Source organism: uncultured Brevundimonas sp., assembly GCF_937863155.1.
Lineage (GTDB): Bacteria > Pseudomonadota > Alphaproteobacteria > Caulobacterales > Caulobacteraceae > Brevundimonas.
Window position 1 is genome coordinate 21,854 of record NZ_CALMFB010000014.1, and the last position, 20,739, is coordinate 42,592.

At 69.5% G+C, this 20,739-nt stretch carries 19 protein-coding genes; 15 read left to right on the forward strand and 4 right to left on the reverse strand.

Annotated elements, in window-relative coordinates; genetic code table 11:
- Positions 1-3 precede the first annotated feature (3 nt).
- From Q0581_RS02040 to Q0581_RS02075, 8 genes are read left to right on the forward strand one after another with little or no spacing between them, the layout of a single operon-like run.
- Positions 4-510, forward strand: coding sequence for an OsmC family protein (locus tag Q0581_RS02040; protein ID WP_298697074.1), 507 nt, complete (start codon positions 4-6; stop codon positions 508-510).
- Entirely contained in the window at positions 510-1,277 is a 768-nt protein-coding gene (locus Q0581_RS02045) for an SDR family NAD(P)-dependent oxidoreductase (protein WP_298697076.1), read from the forward strand. The genes Q0581_RS02040 and Q0581_RS02045 overlap by 1 nt, the downstream gene beginning before the upstream one ends.
- A complete protein-coding gene (locus Q0581_RS02050; RefSeq protein WP_298697079.1) occupies positions 1,274-2,899 on the forward strand; it encodes an AMP-binding protein in 1,626 nt (541 codons plus the stop codon). Before Q0581_RS02045 ends, Q0581_RS02050 begins: the two co-directional genes overlap by 4 nt.
- On the forward strand, positions 2,883-4,214 hold the full coding sequence (locus tag Q0581_RS02055; protein WP_298697082.1) for an MFS transporter: 1,332 nt from the start codon (positions 2,883-2,885) through the stop codon (positions 4,212-4,214). The genes Q0581_RS02050 and Q0581_RS02055 overlap by 17 nt, the downstream gene beginning before the upstream one ends.
- Positions 4,214-5,500 carry an acyl-CoA dehydrogenase family protein gene (locus tag Q0581_RS02060; RefSeq protein WP_298697084.1) on the forward strand — a complete coding sequence of 429 codons (1,287 nt, stop codon included), beginning with the start codon at positions 4,214-4,216 and terminating at the stop codon, positions 5,498-5,500. Before Q0581_RS02055 ends, Q0581_RS02060 begins: the two co-directional genes overlap by 1 nt.
- A 3-nt stretch (positions 5,501-5,503) precedes the next feature.
- On the forward strand, positions 5,504-6,514 hold the full coding sequence (locus Q0581_RS02065) for an NADPH:quinone oxidoreductase family protein (protein WP_298697087.1): 1,011 nt from the start codon (positions 5,504-5,506) through the stop codon (positions 6,512-6,514).
- The gene (locus tag Q0581_RS02070; RefSeq protein WP_298697090.1) at positions 6,511-6,981 is read left to right on the forward strand and encodes a MaoC family dehydratase; all 471 of its coding nucleotides are present in this window, start codon (positions 6,511-6,513) and stop codon (positions 6,979-6,981) included. The genes Q0581_RS02065 and Q0581_RS02070 overlap by 4 nt, the downstream gene beginning before the upstream one ends.
- A complete protein-coding gene (locus Q0581_RS02075) occupies positions 6,978-8,048 on the forward strand; it encodes a phosphotransferase family protein (protein WP_298697093.1) in 1,071 nt (356 codons plus the stop codon). The genes Q0581_RS02070 and Q0581_RS02075 overlap by 4 nt, the downstream gene beginning before the upstream one ends.
- A gap of 4 nt (positions 8,049-8,052) precedes the next feature.
- Here the strand turns inward: Q0581_RS02075 and Q0581_RS02080 are convergent, their stop codons facing one another.
- Together Q0581_RS02080 and Q0581_RS02085 are read right to left on the reverse strand one after the other, a co-directional pair.
- Positions 8,053-8,412, reverse strand: coding sequence for a hypothetical protein (locus Q0581_RS02080; RefSeq protein WP_298697095.1), 360 nt, complete (start codon positions 8,410-8,412; stop codon positions 8,053-8,055).
- Between the two features lie 45 nt (positions 8,413-8,457).
- Positions 8,458-9,078: a hypothetical protein gene (locus tag Q0581_RS02085; RefSeq protein ID WP_298697096.1), complete on the reverse strand. Its 621-nt coding sequence runs from the start codon at positions 9,076-9,078 to the stop codon at positions 8,458-8,460.
- 213 nt (positions 9,079-9,291) lie between these two features.
- Between Q0581_RS02085 and Q0581_RS02090 the strand changes: the two genes are divergently transcribed.
- The 5 genes from Q0581_RS02090 to Q0581_RS02110 all read left to right on the forward strand — a co-directional run bounded on the left by Q0581_RS02090 (position 9,292) and on the right by Q0581_RS02110 (position 15,470).
- Positions 9,292-10,641 carry a dicarboxylate/amino acid:cation symporter gene (locus Q0581_RS02090; RefSeq protein ID WP_298697187.1) on the forward strand — a complete coding sequence of 450 codons (1,350 nt, stop codon included), beginning with the start codon at positions 9,292-9,294 and terminating at the stop codon, positions 10,639-10,641.
- A gap of 94 nt (positions 10,642-10,735) precedes the next feature.
- Positions 10,736-12,820, forward strand: a complete 2,085-nt coding sequence (locus tag Q0581_RS02095; protein WP_298697098.1) for a TonB-dependent receptor — start codon at positions 10,736-10,738, stop codon at positions 12,818-12,820.
- Positions 12,821-12,830: 10 nt separating this feature from the next.
- Positions 12,831-13,958 (forward strand): ABC transporter substrate-binding protein, encoded by a 1,128-nt coding sequence (locus tag Q0581_RS02100; RefSeq protein WP_298697099.1) that lies wholly within the window; start codon positions 12,831-12,833, stop codon positions 13,956-13,958.
- 32 nt (positions 13,959-13,990) lie between these two features.
- On the forward strand, positions 13,991-15,100 hold the full coding sequence (locus Q0581_RS02105) for a YncE family protein (protein WP_298697101.1): 1,110 nt from the start codon (positions 13,991-13,993) through the stop codon (positions 15,098-15,100).
- A gap of 70 nt (positions 15,101-15,170) precedes the next feature.
- A complete protein-coding gene (locus tag Q0581_RS02110) occupies positions 15,171-15,470 on the forward strand; it encodes a DUF2218 domain-containing protein (protein ID WP_298697104.1) in 300 nt (99 codons plus the stop codon).
- Here the strand turns inward: Q0581_RS02110 and Q0581_RS02115 are convergent.
- The gene (locus tag Q0581_RS02115; protein WP_298697108.1) at positions 15,467-16,243 is read right to left on the reverse strand and encodes an ABC transporter ATP-binding protein; all 777 of its coding nucleotides are present in this window, start codon (positions 16,241-16,243) and stop codon (positions 15,467-15,469) included. The genes Q0581_RS02110 and Q0581_RS02115 overlap by 4 nt on opposite strands.
- Positions 16,240-17,298: an iron ABC transporter permease gene (locus tag Q0581_RS02120; RefSeq protein ID WP_298697111.1), complete on the reverse strand. Its 1,059-nt coding sequence runs from the start codon at positions 17,296-17,298 to the stop codon at positions 16,240-16,242. The genes Q0581_RS02115 and Q0581_RS02120 overlap by 4 nt, the downstream gene beginning before the upstream one ends.
- A gap of 74 nt (positions 17,299-17,372) precedes the next feature.
- Here Q0581_RS02120 and Q0581_RS02125 point away from each other — a divergent pair, with 74 nt between their 5' ends.
- Positions 17,373-18,122, forward strand: coding sequence for an alpha/beta hydrolase-fold protein (locus Q0581_RS02125; RefSeq protein ID WP_298697113.1), 750 nt, complete (start codon positions 17,373-17,375; stop codon positions 18,120-18,122).
- A gap of 140 nt (positions 18,123-18,262) precedes the next feature.
- Complete coding sequence (locus Q0581_RS02130) at positions 18,263-20,734, forward strand: prolyl oligopeptidase family serine peptidase (RefSeq protein ID WP_298697116.1); 2,472 nt, start codon at positions 18,263-18,265, stop codon at positions 20,732-20,734.
- The last annotated feature ends 5 nt before the right edge of the window (positions 20,735-20,739 follow it).

Consider the following 20,739-nt stretch of genomic DNA (forward strand, 5'->3'; position numbering starts at 1 on the left):
GCCATGCGCGTCGTCCCGCTGATCTTCGAAGCCGACGCCCGTGCGGGGCAGGGGATGCGAAACGAGGTCGAGGGTCGCTGCCTGACCCCGGCCGACGAATTCCTGCCCTTCACCATGGCGACGGACGAAGGCCCCTATCATGGCGGCGCCCGCTCGGCGCCGCCGCCCCTGGCCTATTTCCTCACCGGCCTGGCTACCTGCTTCCTGACCCAGATGCGCGCCTTCGCCCCGGCGGCGGGCGTGCGTCTGGACCGGATCGCGGTCAAGGCGCGGGTGGAATGGGAGGCGCATCTGGACGGCCCCGGCCCCTATACGGCCCACGGCCGCGCCATGGTGATTTACATCGATCTGGACAGCCCGGCGGACTTGGACGCGTTGAAGACCCTGGTCGGGATCGCCTCGCGCGCCTGCTACGTCGAGGTGTTGCTGGCCCTGCCGGTGCGGCACAAGCTGCGGCGTGGCGACGACTGGATCGACATGGACGAAACTCGAACGGAGCCTGCGCGATGATGCAGAACAAGGTCGCGATCATCACCGGCGCCAGCCGCGGCATTGGCTGGCGGCTGGTCGAACGGTTCCTGGCCCAGGGCGCCTCGGTCGTCGCTTGCGCGCGGTCGGGCGACCGGCTTGAGGCGCTGAAGGCCTCGGTCGGCGATGCGCCGCTGGAAATCGTCACCGCCGATGCGGCCGATCCCGACGCCGTGGCCGCCGTGGTGGCGCGCGCGACCGGCACGTTCGGCGGGCTGGACATCGTGGTCAACAACGCCGGGGCGGCCGGACCGACCACGCCGGTCGAGACCCTGTCCCTGGCCGACTGGAACGAGACGGTGGCGTCCAACCTGACCAGCGCCTTCCTGTTCGTGCGCGAGGCGGTTCCGGCCATGAAGGCGAGGGGCGGCGGCGCCGTGGTCAATGTCGGCTCCATGACCGGCAAGAAGGCGCTGGTGTTCCGCGCCCCCTATGCGGCGGCCAAGATGGGGCTGATCGGCCTGACCCGGACCCTGGCCGAGGAGCTGGGCCCGCACGGCATCCGCGTGAACACCGTCTGCCCCGGCGCGGTGGCGGGCGAGCGGCTGGAAGAGGTTCTGGCCGAACAGGCCGACAAGCGCGGCGTGACGCTGGAGGCCATCACCGCCTTCGCCCAGGGGATGTCGCCGCTGAAGACCTTTGTCACCGCCGACGACGTGGCCGAACTGATCCTGTTCCTGGCGTCGGAAAAGGCGGCCAAGATGACCGGCCAGGACATCAACATCAGCGCGGGGCAGATCACATGGTGACCCCGCCCGACGTTCTGAACGCCCACCGTCTGAGCGATGCGGTCTGGCCGCGCCGCCTGCCGCGCGAGATGACCTTTCCCGACGCCCCGGTGCAGGCCAATCTGGAAGCCTCGGCGCGGCTGTATCCGACCAAGGTCGCCATCACGGCGGGCGACCGCACCTGGACCTACGCCCAGCTTCAGCACGAGGTGGAGCGGTTCGCGGGCTTCCTGACGGCGGGCGGCGTCGGGCCGGGCGACCGGGTGGCGATCTGGCTGCAGAACCGGCCCGAATATGTGGTGGCCGTCTATGGCGCCTGGCGCGTCGGGGCCATCGTCTCGCCGCTCAGCCCCATGCTGACGGGCGACGAGGCGCCCTTCTATTTCGAGGATTCGCAGCCGGCCGTTCTGGTCACGGCGCCGGCCCTGCATCAGAAGGTGGCCGACCATCCGGCGACGCCGGGGATCGTGGTTCTGGTCGGCGACCAGCCCGAGGCGACCAGCCAGGCGGTGCTGTGGGAGGCGGCCCTGTCGGCGGCGCCGGGGGCGGCGGCGTCGGTCGCGGCGTCGGACATTGCGCTTCTGCCCTATACGTCGGGCACGACGGGGCGACCCAAGGGCTGCGTCCTGACGCATGCGGCGCTGCAGGCCACATTGCTGGGCGCCGCCTACTGGTGCCAGCACACGCCCGCCAGCATCCACTTCGCCACCCTGCCGTTCTTCCATGTCACCGGCTTTCAGCAGTCGATGCACGTCGCCCTGGCCACCGGGGCCGAGCTGATCATCATGGAACGCTGGAACCGCGAGGAAGCGGCCCGCATCATGGAAGAGCGGCGCGTGACCACCTGGGTCAGCATCACCGCCATGATCGTGGACATGCTGAACCACCTGGACGAACACCCCCGCGACCTGTCGGCCATCCGCTTCGTCGCCGGGGGCGGGGCCGCCATCCCGGAAGACGTGCACCGCCGCGTGCGCGAGACTTTTGGAGTGCCGCTGGTCGAAGGCTATGGCCTGACCGAGACCATCAGCCAGACCCACCTGAACCCGCCCGATGCGGCGCGCCAGCGGTGCGTCGGCATTCCCACCTTCAACGTCCGCTGCGTGGTGCTGGACAAGGACGACCAGCGCCCCCTGCCGGTGGGCGAGGTGGGCGAAATCGCCATCCACGGGCCGCAGATTCTGAACGAATACTGGAACCGCCCCGAAGAGACGGCCGAGGCCTTCATCGACATCGAGGGGCTGCGCTACTTCCGCACCGGCGACCTGGGTTATTACGACGCCGACGGCTATTTCTACATCGTCGACCGGCTGAAGCGGATGATCAACGCCGCCGGGTTCAAGGTCTGGCCGGCCGAGGTCGAGGCGCGGCTGTACGACCATCCGGCGGTGTCCGAAGCCTGCGTCGTCGGCGTGGGCGATCCCAAGCGCGGCGAGACCACCCGCGCCCTGATCATCCTGAAACCCGATGCGCGCGGACATGTCGCCGCAGACGACATCATCGCATGGTCCCGCGAACAGATGTCCGCCTACAAATACCCGCGCGAAGTGGTCTTCGTCGAAACCCTGCCGCGCCTGGCGTCGGGCAAGATCGACTGGCGCACGGCCCAGGCACAGGAGAATGCGCATGACGGCGGGAACTGAAGCGGGCGGCGCCGCCCCCTCGCGCGGCTATGGCTGGTATGTCGTCGGCCTGGTCTGCGCCCTGTATGTGCTGTCGTATCTGGACCGGTTGATCCTGGGCCTGCTGGTCCAGCCGATCCAGGCCGAGATCTCGGTCACCGACACCCAGATGAGCCTGCTGTTCGGCATGGCCTTCGCCGGGGTGTTCGCCATCGCGGGCCTGCCGCTGGCGCGCATCGCCGACACCCGAAACCGCAAGGGGCTGATCGTCATCGGCGTGGTGATCTGGTGCGTGCTGACCGCCGCGTCGGGGTTCGCGCGCGACTTCCCGACCCTGCTGGCGTGCCGCATCGGCGTGGCGGCGGGCGAGGCGGCCCTGCTGCCGGCGGCGCTGTCGATCATCAGCGACCTGTTCCCGCGCCAGCGCCGGTCGCTGCCGGTCAGCATGGTCATGACGTCCGGCATGGTGGGCGCCTCGGCCTCGTTCCTGATCGGCGCGGTGATCATCGACCTGATCGTCGGCCTGATGGCGGCGGGGCATCTGGCCACAACCCTGGCGCCGTGGCGTCTGACGCTGATCGCGGTGGGCCTGCCGGGCCTGCTGCTGGGCCTGCTGTTCGCCGCCACGGTCAAGGAGCCGCCGCGCACGGCCGCCAAGCCTGAGGAGGTCAGCCTGAAGCAGAGCTGGCGGCACATGGTCGACAGCGGCTGGGCCTATTTCGGCATGCTGGGCGGCATCGCGCTTCTGACCCTGATCCCGTTCAGCCTCAGCGCCTGGTTCCCGACCTTCCTGATCCGGCAATACGGCCTGACCGCCCAAGAGGCGGGCTACAGCTTCGGCGGGGTGTTCGCCCTGTGCGCCGTGTCCGGCTCGCTGATCCTGCCGTGGATCGCCGACCGCCTGGCCAAGCGCGGGCGGGGCGACGCCCTGCCGTCCATGGCGGTGCTGGCCCTGGTGCTGGGGGCGCCGTTCGCCTTCTTCGCGCCCCTGGCGGCCGACGCCCAGACGGCGGTGCTGCTGGTGGCGCCGGCGGTCTTCTTCCTGGCGGGGGCGCCGACCCTGGCCACGGTGGCGGTGCACATGATCGCCCCGTCCCGCGCGAGGGCGCAGATGCAGAGCATCTATCTGATGCTGGCCAACATCATCGGCCTGGGCATGGGGCCGACCATCACGGTGTTTCTGTCCGAATGGCTGTTCGACGGGCCGTCCGACATCGGTCTGGGCCTGACGGCCATGGCCGCCCTGGCCGGGCCGGTGGCGCTGGTCGTCCTGTTCCTGGCGCGCAAGGATTTCGCACGTCGTTTCCATGAGTCGGCCCAGGAGGGCCAAGCCTGATGAATCTTGAACCGTCCCCCCGCGCCCAGGAAATCCGTGACCGCCTGGAAGCCTTCATGGGCGACCATGTCTATCCAGCCGAAACCCAGCTGTACCGCGAAGTCGCCGCCCAGCCGCGCGATCACCGCCAGTGGACGCCTCTGCCGACGCTGGAGGGACTGAAGGAAAAAGCCAAGGCCCAGGGTCTGTGGAACCTGTTCCTGCCGGACAGCGACAAGGGCGCGGGCCTGTCGAACCTGGAGTATGCGCCCCTGGCCGAGATCACCGGCCGCTGTCATTTCGCGCCCGAGGTCTTCAACTGCAATGCGCCGGACACCGGCAATATGGAGACGCTGGAACGCTATGGCGACGAGGCCCAGAAGGACCGCTGGCTGAAGCCGCTGCTGGCGGGGGAAATCCGCTCGGCCTTCGCCATGACCGAGCCGGCGGTGGCCAGTTCGGACGCCACCAACATCCGCACCCGCATCGTGCGCGACGGCGACGACTATGTGATCAACGGCCGCAAATGGTGGATCTCGGGCGCCGGTGATCCGCGCTGCGCCATCATGATCGTCATGGGCCAGACCGACCCCGACCGCGAGGAGAAGCACCTGCGTCAGTCGATGATCCTGGTGCCGACCGACACCCCCGGCGTCGATATTCCGCGCGCCATGCCGATCTTCGGCGACCCGGATGCGCCACATGGCCATATGGAGGTGACCTTCACCGACGTGCGGGTGCCGGCCTCCAACATGCTGCTGGGCGAAGGGCGCGGTTTCGAGATCGCGCAGGGCCGTCTGGGGCCGGGCCGCATCCACCACTGCATGCGGATGATCGGCCTGTCCGAGCGGGCGCTGGAGCGGCTGTGCCGCCGCCTGTCGCAGCGGACGGCCTTCTACAAGCCGGTGGCGGACCAGTCGATCTGGCGCCAGCGGATCGCCGAGATGCGCTGCGCCATCGATCAGGCGCGGCTGCTGACGCTGAAGGCCGCCTGGATGATGGACACGGTCGGCAACAAGGCCGCGAAGGCCGAGATCGCCATGATCAAGATCGTGGCCGCCCGCCTGGCGGACCAGGTGATCGACATGACGATCCAGGCCTTCGGCGGCGGCGGGGTGGCGGATTCGGTGCTGACCTCGGCCCACGCCTATGCCCGCACGCTGCGGCTGGCGGATGGGCCGGACGAGGTGCACTGCGCCCAGCTGGCGCGGTTCGAACTGGCGCGTCACGCGGCGCACGACGGCTCGCGCACCGGCGGCTCGGCCGAGGTCAATGTGGCCGGCGTCGAATATACGATGGAGCGCTGAGCCGTGCGCCGTATCGAAAGCCGCGCGCCGGGGGGGCCGGACACCCTGGTCATGGCCGAGGCGCCCGCGCCCCAGGCCAAGGGTGACGAGGTCGTCGTCGCCGTAGCCGTCTGCGGGATCAACTATCCCGACGTCCTGATTATCGAGGACCGGTATCAGGTCCGGCCGCCGCGCCCCTTCGCGCCGGGGTCCGAGGTGTCGGGCGTCGTCTCGGCCGTCGGTCCCGAGGTGAAGGGGCTGAAGGTCGGCGACCGGGTCATGGCGGCCATGGCCTTCGGCGGCCTGGCCGAACAGGTGGCGGTTCCCGAGCGGTTCTGCGTGCGCGCGCCCGACGCCATGCCGATGGACCAGGCTGGGGCCTTCATGATGACCTATGGCACCTCCTTCTTCGCCCTGAGCGACCGGGGCGGGCTGAAGGCGGGGCAGACCCTGCTGGTGCTGGGCGCCGCAGGGGGCGTGGGTCTGGCGGCCGTGCAGATCGGCAAGGCCATGGGCGCCCGCGTGGTGGCGGCGGCGTCGAGCGAGGACAAGCTGGCCGCCGCGCGCGAGGCGGGGGCCGACGCTGGCGTGCTGTATCCCGCCGGCGACCTGGACAAGGACGCGGCCAAGGCGTTCGGCGCGGCGCTGAAAGAGGCGCTGGGGTCCGGCGGGGCTGATGTGATCTATGACCCGATCGGCGGCGTCCTGACTGAACCGGCGCTGCGGGCCATCGCCTGGCGCGGGCGGTATCTGGTGATCGGTTTCGCCGGCGGCGTGCCTAATCCGCCGCTGAACCTGGCGCTGCTGAAACAGTGCGACATCGTCGGGGTCTGGTGGGGAGCCCATGTCGAGCGCGAGGCCGACCGGCACCAGGCGTCGATGCAGGCCCTGTTCGACCTGTACGCCAAGGGCGCGCTGAAGCCCCTGATCTCGGCGCGCCATGCGTTCGAGGACGCGCCCGCCGCCATCCGCGCCTTGGCCGAACGCCGGGTGCGCGGCAAGGTGATCGTCAATGTTTCGGGAGACGACCAATGACCAAGGCTTCTGACCTGCCGGGCCTGATCGGCCAGGAGATCGGCGTGTCGCGCTGGATCCATGTCGACCAGGCGCGCATCGACGCCTTCGCCGACATCACCGAGGACCATCAGTTCATCCATATCGACCCCGAGCGGGCGCGCCAGACGCCGCTGGGCGGGACCATCGCGCACGGTTTCCTGACCCTCAGCCTGTGCTCGGCCATGAACTATGACGCGCTGGAGCCGCTGGAAGGCTTCGTCATGGGCTTCAACTACGGCTTCGACCGGCTGCGTTTCATCGCGCCGGTGCGGGCGGGGGCCAACATCCGCGGCCGCTTCAAACTGCTTTCGGCCGACGACAAGGGCGCCGACGCCGATGGCCGCCGCTGGCTGCTGAAATACGAGATGACGGTCGAGATCGAAGGCTCGGACAAGCCGGCCCTGATCGCCGAATGGCTGGGCATGCAGGTCGTTTCGGAAGGATGAGCGACCCCGCCGGCCTGGACGCCCAGTCCGCCTTTTCCGGCGTGCGCCCGGTCGATCCGGGCATGGAGCTGGACCTGACCGCCCTGGACGCCTGGATGGCCCGGGCGGTGGCAGGCTATGCCGGGCCTCTGAGTGTGCATCAGTTCAACGGGGGCCAGTCGAACCCGACATACGCCCTGACCACGCCGTCGCGCGCCTATGTGCTGCGGCGCAAGCCGCCGGGCGTGCTGTTGCCCAGCGCCCATGCGGTGGACCGGGAATATCGCGTCATCGCCGCCCTGCACGCCCAAGGCTATCCGGTTCCGCGCCCCTACGCCCTGTGTCTGGACGAAGGGGTGATCGGCACGATCTTCTATGTGATGCAGAAGGTCGAGGGCCGCATCCTGTGGGATCTGAAGCTGCCGGGCCTGACGCCCGATGAACGCCGCGCGGTCTATGAGGCCCAGGTGGACGCCCTGGCGGCGCTGCACGCTTTCGATCCGGCGGCCATCGGCCTGGGCGACTTCGGCCGGCCGGGCGATTATTTCCAGCGGCAGGTCGACCGCTGGAGCCGCCAGTATCGGGCGTCCGAGACGGAAACGATCCCGGCCATGGATCGGCTGATCGACTATCTGCCACGAACCACGCCGGCGCCGGGGCCGGTGCGGGTGATCCATGGCGACTTCCGTCTGGACAATATGATCCTGCATCCCGACCGGGCCGAGGTGGCGGCGGTGCTGGACTGGGAGCTGTCGACCCTGGGCGACCCCATGGCCGATCTGGCGGGTCTGCTGACGGCCTGGGTGCTGCCGCAGGATCTGCGCAACGGCCTGGGCGGGCTGGACGTCGCGGCGATGGGCATTCCTTCGGTCGAGGCCGTGATCAACCGCTATGCCGCGCGCACGGGTCTGAAGCCCGCCAGCCTAGACTGGCTTTACGCCTACAGCCTGTTCCGCCTGGCGGCCATCTGCCAGGGCATCGCCGGGCGGGTGCGCGACGGCACGGCGGTCAGCGCCCACGCCCGCGTCATGGCCGCCCAGGTCGCGCCGTTGGGCGATCTGGCCTGGCGCTTCGCCGAACGGGCCTGACGGCTCAGTCGTAGACGCAGGTCGCGTTCCAGCCGGCGTCGGGATCGGCGCGACGCAGGTCGGCCAGGGTCGGTAGCGGGCCGTTCAGCGCCGCCGAAACGGTGTAGTAGGATGTCGCCGAGGCCGTGGGGGCGTGGCGCGACGCCACCGTCATGGCGAAGGGCGTGTGGCCCACCATATCGACGCGCTGGACCACGACGGATTCCGAAGCGCCGTAGCTGGCGCAGGCGATCATCGTCACCCGCGCGCCACGGTTCGTCAGCGCGCTTTCGACATCCAGTTCGATCGGTTCGCCCACCGCCATCCATTCCAGGTTCAGCGACAGGTTCGGATCGGCGGTGACGGTGGCGGTGAACGGGTCCACGCGGGCGCTCAACCGGGTCTGACCATTATCGTCGCGGCCCTGACGCTATGCGATGGGGCCGCCCATGGCCTGCACGTCACGCAGGCTGCGCGGCGGGCGGCGGCCGTCCCGGAAGAAGGGCAGGATGGCTTCGGCCATCGGCTGGGCGCGCGTCAGGCTGGTCCATTCGAAGACGCAGTTGCGGGTGTATTCCTGGGCCGGCCCTCCGTGCGCGCGGCGCCGGTCCTGAACGCAGCGATCGACATGGGCCTGAGCCTCGGCCGACAGGGGCGGCGGTTCATAGGCGGGCGCTTCGGCCTCGTCGCTCATCAGGGTGACGGCGATATAGCTCATCTCGGTCATCATGCCGCTGCCGCGTTCGCCGACAGCGTACCATTCCCGTTCGGCCGTGCGGATGCGGCCATAGACGTGGAACCGTTCCCCGGCCTGGAAGCGCCCCTCGATCGGCGCGGTCCCCCAAGGTCGGGCGCGGATATTGCCGCCGGCCGTCGTGGTGCGCCATTCGTCCAGATTGGCCCACCCCAGACAGTTGGGCGCCTCCAGCCGGACCATCTCGGGGATCAGGTCATTGATGCACTGTTCCTGGGGCGCGGCCGCTTGGGCGGTTTCGGAAGACCCGAGCAGCGCAAACGCAAAGGCGCCGATCGCCCAAAATGAAATGCGCATGCCGAACTCTCCGAGCCGCCGAACGGGTTGCAGCATAGCTTTGCTGTACGGCGGTTTGTCAAAGGCCGGGTCGTTGTGGTGCGGGCAAGTTGTCGCAGTTGGGCGTTCTGTTGGGACAGACAGGCCGCATCGGCGCTTGCCAGCGGCGCAAACCGCCTTCAAGCCTGTCGATCCGCGTCGCCGTTGGGGCCGACGTTCAGGAGACGCCGTTTGATCCCCGTCGCCGCCCCGACCGCCATCGTGCGCCGTCCCTTCTATTACAGCCTGTATTTTCAGGTGCTGGCCGCCATCGTCGCCGGGGGCGTGATCGGCCATGTCTGGCCCGAGACGGGCGAGGCGCTGAAGCCGCTGGGCGACGCCTTCATCAAGCTGGTGAAGATGATCATCGCGCCGGTGATCTTCCTGACCATATCGACCGGCATCGCGGGCATGCGCGACCTGGGGCGGGTCGGGCGGGTGGCGGCCAAGGCCTTCGCCTATTTCCTGGTCTTTTCGACCCTGGCCCTGATCGTCGGCCTGATCATCGCCAATGTGGTCCAGCCGGGCCGCGGCCTGAACATCGACCCGGCCACGCTGGACGCCGGCGCGGTGGCCCAATACGCCCAGGCGGCGCATGAAAGCACCATCGTCGGCTTCCTGACCGGCATCATCCCCGACACCCTGGTCAGCGCCTTCGTGGAAGGCAGCATCCTTCAGGCCCTATTCGTCTCCATCCTGTTCGGGATCGCCATGGCGGTGGCGGGCGATGCGGCCGCGCCGGTGCAGCGCGCGCTGGAGGCGCTGAGCCAGGTGGTGTTCCGCCTGGTGGCCATATTGATGAAGGCGGCGCCCATCGGGGCGTTCGGCGCCTTCGCCTTCACCATCGGGGCCTATGGCCTGTCGGCCATCGTCAATCTGGCGACCCTGATCGTGACCTTCTACGCCACGTCCCTGGTGTTCGTTCTGGGGGTTCTGGGCGTCGTGGCCTGGGCCAACGGTTTCTCCATCTTCCGGCTGATCGCCTATCTGAAGGAAGAACTGTTGCTGGTGCTGGGCACCTCGTCGTCCGAATCGGCCCTGCCCAGCCTGATGCAGAAGATGGAGGCGGCCGGGGCGTCCAAGCCGGTGGTCGGCCTGGTGATCCCGACCGGCTATTCCTTCAACCTGGACGGCACCAACATCTACATGACGCTGGCGGCCCTGTTCATCGCCCAGGCGTGCAACATCGATCTGAGCCTTCAGGATCAGCTGCTTCTGCTGCTGGTGGCCATGCTTAGCTCCAAGGGCGCGGCGGGCATCACTGGCGCGGGCTTCATCACCCTGGCGGCGACCCTGGCGGTGGTGCCGGGCGTGCCGGTGGCGGGCATGGCGCTGATCCTGGGCATCGACCGGTTCATGAGCGAATGCCGGGCGCTGACGAATTTCGTCGGCAACGCCGTGGCGACCCTGGTCGTGGCCCGCTGGGAAGGCGAACTGGATCGCGACCGTCTGGCCGCCGCCCTGGCCAGGCCGGGGCAGGGCCTGGCCGCCGAACCCGACCCCGCCGCCGGTCCGGGCGACGACAAGGCGCTGGCCGCCGACTGAACCTGTGCGGGAAACAGCGCCCTGCGACGAACGGCGCCTTGTAAATGAGAACGATTAGCAATAGCTGACGCCCAACTCATCGGGAATCCAGCTTATGCGTCGTCGCACCCTTCTTCTTGCCGCCACCCTGAGCGCGCCCAGCGCCGTTCTGGCCCAGACACCCGCCGCACAGCAGGCCGTTACGGTCGACGATATCGTCGTGACCGCCAGCACGCGCGAACAGCGGGTGGTGGACGCCCCGGCCTCCATCTCCATCGTCACGGCCGAGACCCTGGCCAACCGGCCCAGCGCCGACCTGACCGACGCCCTGCGCGATGTCGAAGGCGTGTCCGTCAGCGGCGGCTCGAACTTCCAGGACATCCTGATGCGCGGCCTGCCGGGCGCCTACACCCTGATCCTGGTGGACGGCAAACGTCAGTCGACCCGCGACGCCCGCGTCAACGGCAACGGCGGCGTGGAGCAGAGCTTCGTTCCGCCGGTCGGCGCCATCGAACGCATCGAGGTCGTGCGCGGCCCGATGTCGTCGCTGTACGGTTCGGACGCCCTGGGCGGGGTGGTCAACATCATCACGCGCAAGGTGCCCGACCGCTGGGGCGGCGCGATCAACGCCGACTACATCGCCCAGGACCACAGCAAGAGCGGCGACTGGAACCAGGCCCAGGCCTATCTGGCCGGACCGATCATCCCCGGTGTCCTGGGCGCCCAGATCTGGGGTCGGGCCTATGACCGGACCGAAGACACCATCTTCAACGCCCCCAACAGCGCCGGCGTCAGCGGCTCGGACGAGCACAGCCTGACCGGTCGCCTGGCCTGGACCCCGTCCGACGCCCATGAAGTCCTGCTGCAGTACGACACCATGAAGGTGCGCCGCGACAGCACGGCGGGCCGCACCCTGGCCGCCAACGCCCGCAGCACCCGCAACGACAACCAGCGCGACGCCTGGTCGCTGAGCTGGAACGGCGACTGGTCGTGGGGGACCAGCGCCCTGTCGGTCCTGCGTGAAGAAGGCCAGCGCGAACAGTACACCGCCAATGCGACCGGCGTGCTGATCCGCAACGCCCGCGCGCCCCAGATCGCCAACACCGTCTATGACGCCCTGTTCAACATTCCGCTGGGGTCGCGCACCCTGGCGGTCGGCGGCCAGTATGTTCAGAACGAATTGACCGACTTCAATCCCGGCGCGCGCGACAATGTGGACGCCCAATTCGAGGTCTGGCAGCGCGCCCTGTTCGTGGAGGACGAATGGGCCATCACCCCCGATTTCGCCCTGACCCTGGGTCTGCGGTTCGATGACCACAAACGCTATGGCGCCCACTGGAGCCCGCGCGTTTATGCCGTCTGGAACGCCACCGAGGCCCTGACCATCAAGGGCGGCGTCTCGACCGGCTTCCGCGCCCCGGAAGTCCGCGCCGTGGCCGACGGCTATGCCTATGAGACGGGCGGCGCCAACTGCAACTATGGCGCGGGCCTGTGCGGCGTCATCATCGGCGACCCGGACCTGAAGCCGGAAACCAGCGCCAACTATGAAGTCAGCGCCCTGTGGAATCCGTCGCGGTCGCTGCTGCTGAGCGCCACGGTGTTCCGCACCGACTTTGAAGACCGTATCGACAGCGACCGGGTCTGCGGCCCCGACGTCAACAGCAACGGCCGCTGTGACGTGCCGGGCGAGGTGCTGCGCTGGAGCGAGGACCCGCTGTACCAGCTGTACTACTGGTACAATCTGCAGAACGCCCAGATCCAGGGCGTCGAACTGTCGGGCCGCTGGGCCGCGACGGACCGGCTCAGCTTCAAGGCCAACTACACCTATACCGACTCCGAACAGCAGGGCGGGACCTACGACGGTCTGCCGCTGGCGCGCACGCCCGAGCACATGGCCAACGCCCGTGTCGATTTCGACGTGACCGAGGCGCTGAACCTCTGGGGCGCCGTCAGCTATCACGGCGAGGAAATCAACGCCCAGCTGCGTTCGGGCGTGAACGGCACGCCGGTCGGCATCGGCGCGGCGCGGCGTTATCCCGACTACACCACCGTGGACATCGGCGGGGCCTGGCGGGTCAACGACAGCCTGCGTCTGAAGGTCGGGGTCTATAATCTGACGGACAAGGTGCTGGACGTGCGCACCTATGACTTCCAGGGCGACGGCCGCCGCGGCTGGTTCGGCTTCAGCTACGAATTCTGAGGAACGGGTCATGACCTTTTCCGCTTCCCGTCGCGGGGTTCTGGCCGGTCTGGCCGCCCTGCCGCTGGTTTCCGCCTGCGGAGGCTCGTCATCGGGGCCGGCGGCGTCGGACATCAAGGACCTGCGCGACCGGCCGGTGCGGGCCCTACCGGCCGGCGGCAAGGTCAGCATCGACGACGGGCGGTTCCTGATCGCCCTGTCGCTGATCCACCCTGATCCGGTGTCGCTGCTGGCGGCCTGGGCCGGGGACGTGAACCGGATCAGCCCGGACATGTACAAGGCCTTCACCGACAAATTCCCCGCCCTGGCCGATCTGCCCAAGATCGCCCAGTCGGGGCGGCCGTTCGATGTTGAGGCGGTGCTGGCGGCCCAGCCGGGCGTGGCCCTGGTGTCGATGGATTCGGGCCCCAGCGACGACCAGGCGGCCCAGCTGGAGGCGGCGGGCGTGTCGGTGGCCTTCATCGACTTCTTCTCGCACCCGTTCGAAAACCAGGCCCGCAGCCTGGCCCTGCTGGGCGCCCTGACCGGCCGCAGCGAACAGGCCGAGGCGTTCAACGCCTTCAAGAAGGCGCGGCTGGACGTGATCTCGCAACGGGTCGCCCGCATCGCCCCGGACCAGCGGCCCACGGTCTTCCTGGAGCCGCACGCCATGATCACGCCGGACTGCTGCGCCTCGCCGGGCAAGGGCAATGTCGGCGACTACATCGACTTCGTCGGCGGGCGGAACATCGGCGCCGATGTGCTGGACCAGCCGTCGGGCAAGCTGAATCTGGAATATGTCATCCAGCGCGATCCGGACGTCTATATCGCCACCGGCGGCCCGCACCTGGCCAAGGCCGGGGGCTTTGTGGTCGGTCCCGACTTCACGGCCCAGCAGTCGCAGGCGGGCCTGCGCCGCGTCGCTGGACGCACCGGCATTTCCACCCTGAAGGCCGTGCGCGAAGGCCGGGCCCACGGCCTGTCGCATCAGCTCATCAACTCTCCCATCGATGTGGTCGCGGTCGAGGTGCTGGCCAAATGGATCCATCCGCAGCTGTTCGCCGATCTGGAGCCGCGCCGGACGCTGGATCAGATCAACAGCCAATTCCTGGCCGTGCCCTATCGCGGCGACTACTGGGCCGACCTGTCGGCCGCCTGACGCCTGTTTCATTTCCCCAAGGAGCTAGACCGATGACCCTCCCCAGAACCGCCGTCGCCGCCTCCGCCCTGATGCTGGCCCTGATGGCCGGCCCGGCGCTGGCCCAGTCCGCCCATGCGGGTCATGCCGGCCATGGCGCCCCGGCGGCCGCGCCGCTGAAGACCAAGCTGGACCCGGGCGGCCTGTACGAGATCGTCTTCAACACGGCCGACAATACGGTGCTGGTCGCCGCCGTCGGCCCGCGCGGCGAAAGCCGCGCCCGCATCCATCGCCTGAACGGCGCCGATCTGACCCCCGCGGGCGAGCCGATCGACGTCGCCGCCAACCCGCTGTACGGCTTGGGCTTCAACAGCCGCACCCAGACCCTGTACGGCACCGCCACCCGCTCGGGCTCGGTGGACGCCGTGGACGTGCGCACCGGCCGCGTGATCGGCCACATCGCCGACGCCGGCAATGAGTCGGCCCATGTGCGCGAAGCCATCGTCGATGAAGCGGCCAACAAGGTCTATGTCTCGGTGGTCGGCGGCGAGCCCGGCGACGCCAGCCGCCCGAACCAGATCTGGGTCATCGACGGCGCGACCAACACCCTGGAGCGCAAGATCGACGTCCAGGTCGGCGGTCTGACCGGCGTGGCGCTGGACGCCGCCAACAACCGCCTGTTCGTCACCGGCATGGGTTCGCACGACGTGGGCGTGGTCGATCTGGCCACCGGCGCCACCGTGTCGCGCTGGGCGGTCGGCTCGGAACGTCCGACCAATGTCGCCTTCGATGCGCGCGGCGGTCGTCTGTTCGTGGCCAGCCAGGGCGGCGGCGACCTGACCGTCATGAACGCCGCCGACGGCGCCGTGATCCGTAAGGTCCCGACCGGCGAAGGCGCTCTGAGCGTCGCCTACAGCGCCGGCAATGACCGCATCTATGTGGCCAACCGTGTGGCGGGCACCGTCACCGTGGTGTCGGGCGCCGACTATTCGGTGCTGGCCAATGTCGAGACCGGCACCTTCCCCCAGACCATCGCCGTCGATCCGGCCAGCAACCGCGTCTATGTGACCAACAAGGCGCGCGGCCTGCCGCGCAACGCCCCGGCCGGCACGCCCGTGCCGGAAGACGCCAATGGCGACACCGTCGTCGTGATCCAGCCCTGACCCCAGGGTCCTTGGCCCGGTCGCAGCGATGCGGCCGGGCCTTCTTTTTTATTTCCACGAAGCGCATCGCATGACCCAGACCGTCACCTGGCGCGCCGCCGCCCCTACATCCCACGCCAGCCGTTATCTGCAACAGCTGTGCAAACACTGGTCGCACCGGTTCGAGGTCCAGTTCGACCCCACCGCCGGGCGCATCGACCTGGGCGACGGGGTGATCTGCGTGCTGGGCGCCACGCCGGCGCGGCTGGATGTCGAGCTGACGGCGCCGGCCGACAACGCCGATCGGATGAAGGACGTGGTCGAGAAACACCTGCGCCGTTTCGCCCACCGCGAGCCGGACATGGCCTTCGCCTGGACGGCAGACGCCTAGATCACGCCATCGACGGTCAGGTGCAGGCCGTCGTCCTGATCGCGCACCCGCCCGCGCACCTGCCAGACCTGGGCCAGGGTTTCGGGCGTGATGGCCTGGGCCGGGGCGCCTTCGATCCAGGCCGCGCCGTCCGACAGCACCACCATGTGATCGGCCGCGCGCGCCGCCGTCTGCAGATCGTGCAGCACCATGACCACCACGGCGTCCTCAGTCCGGGCGTAGTCGCGGGCCAGGGTCAGAACCTCGAACTGGCGGCGCAGGTCCAGGGCGCTGGTCGGTTCGTCCAGCAGCAGGATGCGCGGCCGCCGCACCAGGGCCTGGGCCAGGCCCGCGATCTGGCGCTGGCCGCCCGACAGACGATCCAGCCGTTTCATCGCCAGATCCGCCGCCCCGACCCGCTCCAGCGCCGCCATGGCCTGTTCGGCGGCGTGGAGTTCGCCGCTGGCGGCGGGCGAAGCCTCCAAGGCCGCGACGACCGTTTCGATCACCGTCAGGGCCACGTCCTGGGGCAGGGTCTGGGGCATGTAGGCGACGTGTTTCGCCCGCCCGGCTACCGACAGGGCGTTCAGCTCCAGGTCTCCGAACCGCACGGTCCCTTTCGACGGGATCAGGCCGGCGATGGCGCGCAGCAAGGTGGACTTGCCCGCCCCGTTCGGCCCGACCAGGGCGGTGACCCGGCCGGCGGCCCACGGCGCCAGGTCCAGGCCCGACACCACCGCCCGCTCGCCATAGCCGGCCGAGAGGCCGCGCACCTGAAGCGCCCCGCCGCTCATCCCCGCGCTCCCGAACGGAAGATCAGCAACAGGAAGACCGGCACCCCGATCACCGCCGTGACGACGCCGACGGGCAGAAGCGCGCCGGGAACCAGGCTCTTGGACAGGGCCGAGGCCAGCGACATCAGCAAGGCCCCGCTGAGCAGGCTGGCCGGCAGGAAGATGCGGTGATCCTCGCCCACCAGCAGCCGGGCGATGTGCGGCGCCACCAGGCCGATGAACCCCACCACGCCGACGAAGGCCACGGCGGTGGCGGACAGCAGGCTGACCCGCAGCAGGGCGAAGAAACGCAGGCGCCGCACATCGACGCCGAAACTCATGGCCCGGTCCTCGCCCAGTCTCAGGGCCGTCAGGGCGCGCGCCGACCATAGGGCGAAGGGCGCCGCCAAAACCAGCACCGCCCCCATGAAGCCGACCGACCGCCAGGTGGACCGCGTCAGCGATCCCATGGTCCAGAAGACCAGCTGCTGCAGCGCCTCCTGCGAGGCGACGAACTGCACCAGAGCGGTCAGGGCGTTGAAAGCGAACACCAGGGCGATGCCGAACAGGACGATGCTCTGCACCCCGCCGCGATGCGCCCGCGCCAGGGCCTGGAGCAGCAGCACCGAGCCGAAGGCGAAGACGAAGGCGTTCAGCGTCACCACCGTGTCCTGGCCCACGAACGGCAGGCCCAGGCCCAGCACCAGCGCCAGCGACGCCCCGAACGAGGCCGCCGACGACACCCCCAGGGTGAAAGGACTGGCCAGGGGGTTGTTCAGCACCGTCTGCATCTCGGCCCCCGCCAGAGCCAGGGCCGCGCCCACCAGCATGGCCATCAGGGCGTAGGGCAGGCGGATGCGCCAGACGATGGCCGATTCGGCGGGGCTGAGGGCGTCGGGCTGAATCAGGCCGGTCAGGATGCGCAGCGGCGACAGGCCCGACGGCCCGGTCATGACATCCAGCGCCAGGGCGGCGATGCAGCCCAGCGCCAGCGCGACCAGCATCAGCCGGCGCCGCGCGCCCAGACGGGCGTGGGCGGCCAGAACGGCGTGGCGGTGAACGGAGGCGGCGGTCACGCTGAAACTTGACGGTTCCAAAATAAGAATGGCTCGCAATACATCAGCCGCCCCGGATGGGCTAGGAAGGGATGATGCAGAAAACGCCGCCCACCGACTGGACCGCCTATGCGCCGCCGCGCTGGGTTCAGCACGCCCTGACGACAGAGGATGGCCGGTGCTATCGCGTAGCGGTGGCGGAACCGATGGGTGCGGCGCCGGACGGAGGCTGGCCGTCGCTGACGGTGCTGGACGGCGCGGCCCATTTCGCCCCTGTGGCGGGGGCCGCGGCCGCCCTGGCGCGCAGGCCCGAAAAGACCGGCGTGGGGCCGCTGGCGGTCATCGGCGTCTTTCATGACGAGGCCGAGACGACGCCCGAGGGCGACGCCCGTTTCCGCGACTATACCGACACCGCCCCGCCGCCGGGCGAGGGGGCGGGCCGTCCCTGGGGCGGGGCCGAGGCGTTTCGCCGCACGCTGGAAGAGGTGATTCTGCCGCTGGTTCAGGCGCGCGTGACGCTGGACCCCGCGCGCCGGGCCGTGTTCGGCCATTCGTTGGGCGGCCTGTTCGTCATCGAGACCCTGCAATGGCGCCCGGACCTGTTCGCGCGCGGCGTGGCGATCAGCCCGTCGCTGTGGTGGCGACCCGACTTGGCGGCTGGGCCGGGCGGGAGGGTGCTGATGACGGGCGTCGGCGCGCGCGAGACGGGGCGGGACATGGATCGCCGCATCGCCGACTGGTCCGCGCGGGCCGGGGCGCCGGCGACCGTCGCGCCCGGCGCTGACCACGGGTCGGCGCCCCTGGCCCTGATCCCCGACGCCCTGCGCCACGTCTGCGCCAGCTGAGCGGTTGTCACGGCGCGCGAAGCCGGGCACATGAACGGGGCCGAAAGGGGGGATGGGCCGATGACGCCGCCTCTGTTTCGCGCGCAAAGCCTGTCCCTGTATTCGCCGGCGTCGAGGCCGGCCCGATCGGAGCGACGCCGATGAAAGTCCTGTCCCGCCAAACCGCCGCGCGCCTGGCCGCGTCCGCCCTTCTGGTCGCCTGCGGCTTTCCGGCCATGGCCCAGACGGCCGCCCCGGCGGACGCCCTGACGTACCAGCAGCCCCCGGCCCCGATCGCCGACATTCTGGACGCCAAGCCGTTGCCGACGCCCAGCCTGTCGCCGGATCGCGCGACGCTGGCCCTGTATGACCGGTCGGACATGCCGACGGTGGCCGAGTTGTCAGAGCCCATGCTGCGCCTGGCGGGCTATCGCATCAATCCGCGCAACAACGGCCCGGCCAACAGCCGGGTCAGCTGGCTGACGGGCCTGAGTTTCCAGGCCATCGACGGCGGCGCGGTGCGCAAGGTCGATCTGCCGGCCGAGGCCCGTTTCATGTCGCCGGGCTGGTCGCCGGACGGAAAGTCGGTCGCCCTGCTGATGGATGCGCCGACGGGGCTGGAGCTGTGGGTCGTGGACGTGGCCACGGCGCGGGCGCGCAAGGTGACCGATGCGCGCGTCAACGCCGCCTCGGGCGCGGCCTATGACTGGGCGCCGGACAGCGCCGGCCTGATCGTGCGCCTGACGCCCGAAGGCCGCGGCGCCGCGCCGGACGTCAGCCGCCCGCCTGCCGGGCCGGTGGTCGAGGAAAGCATGGGCCGCGCCGCACCGGTGCGCACCTATCAGGATCTGTTGTCCAACAGCGGCGACGAGGCTTTGTTCGACCACTATTTCACGTCGCAGCTGGCCTATGTGCCGCTGAACGGCCGGGCGCGGAACCTGGGCCAGCCGGCGGTCTATCTGGGCGCCGGGATTTCGCCGGACGGCCGCTATGTGCTGCGCACCGTGGCCAAGCGGCCCTATAGCTATGTGGTGCCCGCCGGCCTGTTCCCGGCCGAGGTGGACGTCATCGACCTGCAAGGGCGCCGCGTGCATCAGGTGGCCGACCTGCCGCTGCGCGACAATGTGCCGACGCCGTTCGACGCCGTGGCGCCCGGGCCGCGTTCGGTCCAGTGGCGGGCCGATGCGCCCGCGACCCTGGCCTGGGTCGAGGCCCAGGACGGCGGCGATCCGCGCAATGCGGCCCAGGTGCGCGACCGCGTCTTCACCCTGGCGGCGCCGTTCAACGGCGCCCCGACGACCCTGATCGACCTGAGCGAACGCTATGCCGGCGTCAGCTGGGGCGACGCCGATACCGCCATCGTCAACACCCGCTGGTTCAACACCCGGCACGAGACGCGCTGGGTGGTTGATCCGTCGAACCCCGGCGCTGGCCGGCAACTGCTGGAGCGCAACTATCAGGACCGGTACAACAACCCCGGCTTCCCCCTGACCGAGGCCAACGCTCAGGGCTTCCCGGTCATGCGGTTCGACGCCCAGGGGCGGGTGCTGATGACCGGGCCGGGCGCAACGCGCGAGGGCGAATATCCCTTCCTGGCGGCCATGGATCTGAGCAACGGCCAGAGCGAGCGTCTGTGGACATCGGCGAACGGCAACTATGAAACCATCGTCGGCATCCTGGATGACGAAGGTCGCCGTCTGGTGACCCGGCGCGAGACGCGCAACGATCCGCCGAACCTGTTCGTGCGCGGTCTGGACGATCAGCCGGGCGACGCCCTGACGCAGTTCCCCGATCCGGCGCCGCAACTGGCGGGCGTGTCGCGCCAGCTGATAACCTACACCCGCGCCGACGGGGTGCAGCTGTCGGGGACGCTGTATCTGCCGGCCGGTTACGACAAGGACCGCGACGGGCCGCTGCCGCTGGTGATGTGGGCCTATCCGGCCGAGTTCACCGACGCCGCCGTGGCCGGTCAGGTGGTCGACAGCGCCAACCGCTTCGTGCGGCCGGGCGGAGCCAGCCATCTGTTCCTGCTGACCCAGGGCTATGCCGTGCTGGACAACCCCACCATGCCGATCATCGGCCGTGACGGGGCCGAGCCGAACGACACCTATATCGAACAGCTGAAGGCCAGCGCCGAGGCGGCGGTCAAGGCGGTGGTCGATCTGGGCGTGGCCGACGCCGACCGCATCGCCGTGGGGGGGCACAGCTATGGCGCCTTCATGACGGCGAACCTGCTGGCGCACACCGACTTGTTCCGCACGGGCGTGGCGCGGTCGGGCGCCTATAACCGCACCCTGACGCCGTTCGGCTTCCAGGCCGAGCAGCGCACCTATTGGCAGGCGCCCGAGACCTATAACGAGATGTCGCCCTTCGCCTATGCCGACAAGGTCAATGAGCCGATCCTGCTGATCCACGGCGAGGCGGACGACAACCAGGGCACCTTCCCGGTGCAGTCGGAACGGTTCTATGCGGCGCTGAAGGGCAATGGCGCGACCGTGCGCTATGTCGTCCTGCCGCTGGAGGCGCACGGATACCGTGCCCGCGAATCCGTCGGCCACACCCTGTGGGAGACGGTCCGCTGGCTGGACCGCTATGTGAAGAACGCCCCGCCGCGCGCGGCGGCGGCGCAGTAAGCCAA

Bases quoted from the DNA above. Each gene is read 5' to 3' on its own strand.
- Q0581_RS02070 (WP_298697090.1), top strand. From the start codon at position 6,511: ATGACCAAGGCTTCTGACCTGCCGGGCCTGATCGGCCAGGAGATCGGC.
- Q0581_RS02100 (WP_298697099.1), top strand. From the start codon at position 12,831: ATGACCTTTTCCGCTTCCCGTCGCGGGGTTCTGGCCGGTCTGGCCGCC.
- Q0581_RS02060 (WP_298697084.1), top strand. From the start codon at position 4,214: ATGAATCTTGAACCGTCCCCCCGCGCCCAGGAAATCCGTGACCGCCTG.
- Q0581_RS02040 (WP_298697074.1), top strand. From the start codon at position 4: ATGCGCGTCGTCCCGCTGATCTTCGAAGCCGACGCCCGTGCGGGGCAG.
- Q0581_RS02075 (WP_298697093.1), top strand. From the start codon at position 6,978: ATGAGCGACCCCGCCGGCCTGGACGCCCAGTCCGCCTTTTCCGGCGTG.
- Q0581_RS02130 (WP_298697116.1), top strand. From the start codon at position 18,263: ATGAAAGTCCTGTCCCGCCAAACCGCCGCGCGCCTGGCCGCGTCCGCC.
- Q0581_RS02105 (WP_298697101.1), top strand. From the start codon at position 13,991: ATGACCCTCCCCAGAACCGCCGTCGCCGCCTCCGCCCTGATGCTGGCC.
- Q0581_RS02085 (WP_298697096.1), bottom strand. From the start codon at position 9,078: ATGCGCATTTCATTTTGGGCGATCGGCGCCTTTGCGTTTGCGCTGCTC.
- Q0581_RS02045 (WP_298697076.1), top strand. From the start codon at position 510: ATGCAGAACAAGGTCGCGATCATCACCGGCGCCAGCCGCGGCATTGGC.
- Q0581_RS02115 (WP_298697108.1), bottom strand. From the start codon at position 16,243: ATGAGCGGCGGGGCGCTTCAGGTGCGCGGCCTCTCGGCCGGCTATGGC.
- Q0581_RS02095 (WP_298697098.1), top strand. From the start codon at position 10,736: ATGCGTCGTCGCACCCTTCTTCTTGCCGCCACCCTGAGCGCGCCCAGC.
- Q0581_RS02110 (WP_298697104.1), top strand. From the start codon at position 15,171: ATGACCCAGACCGTCACCTGGCGCGCCGCCGCCCCTACATCCCACGCC.
- Q0581_RS02125 (WP_298697113.1), top strand. From the start codon at position 17,373: ATGCAGAAAACGCCGCCCACCGACTGGACCGCCTATGCGCCGCCGCGC.
- Q0581_RS02055 (WP_298697082.1), top strand. From the start codon at position 2,883: ATGACGGCGGGAACTGAAGCGGGCGGCGCCGCCCCCTCGCGCGGCTAT.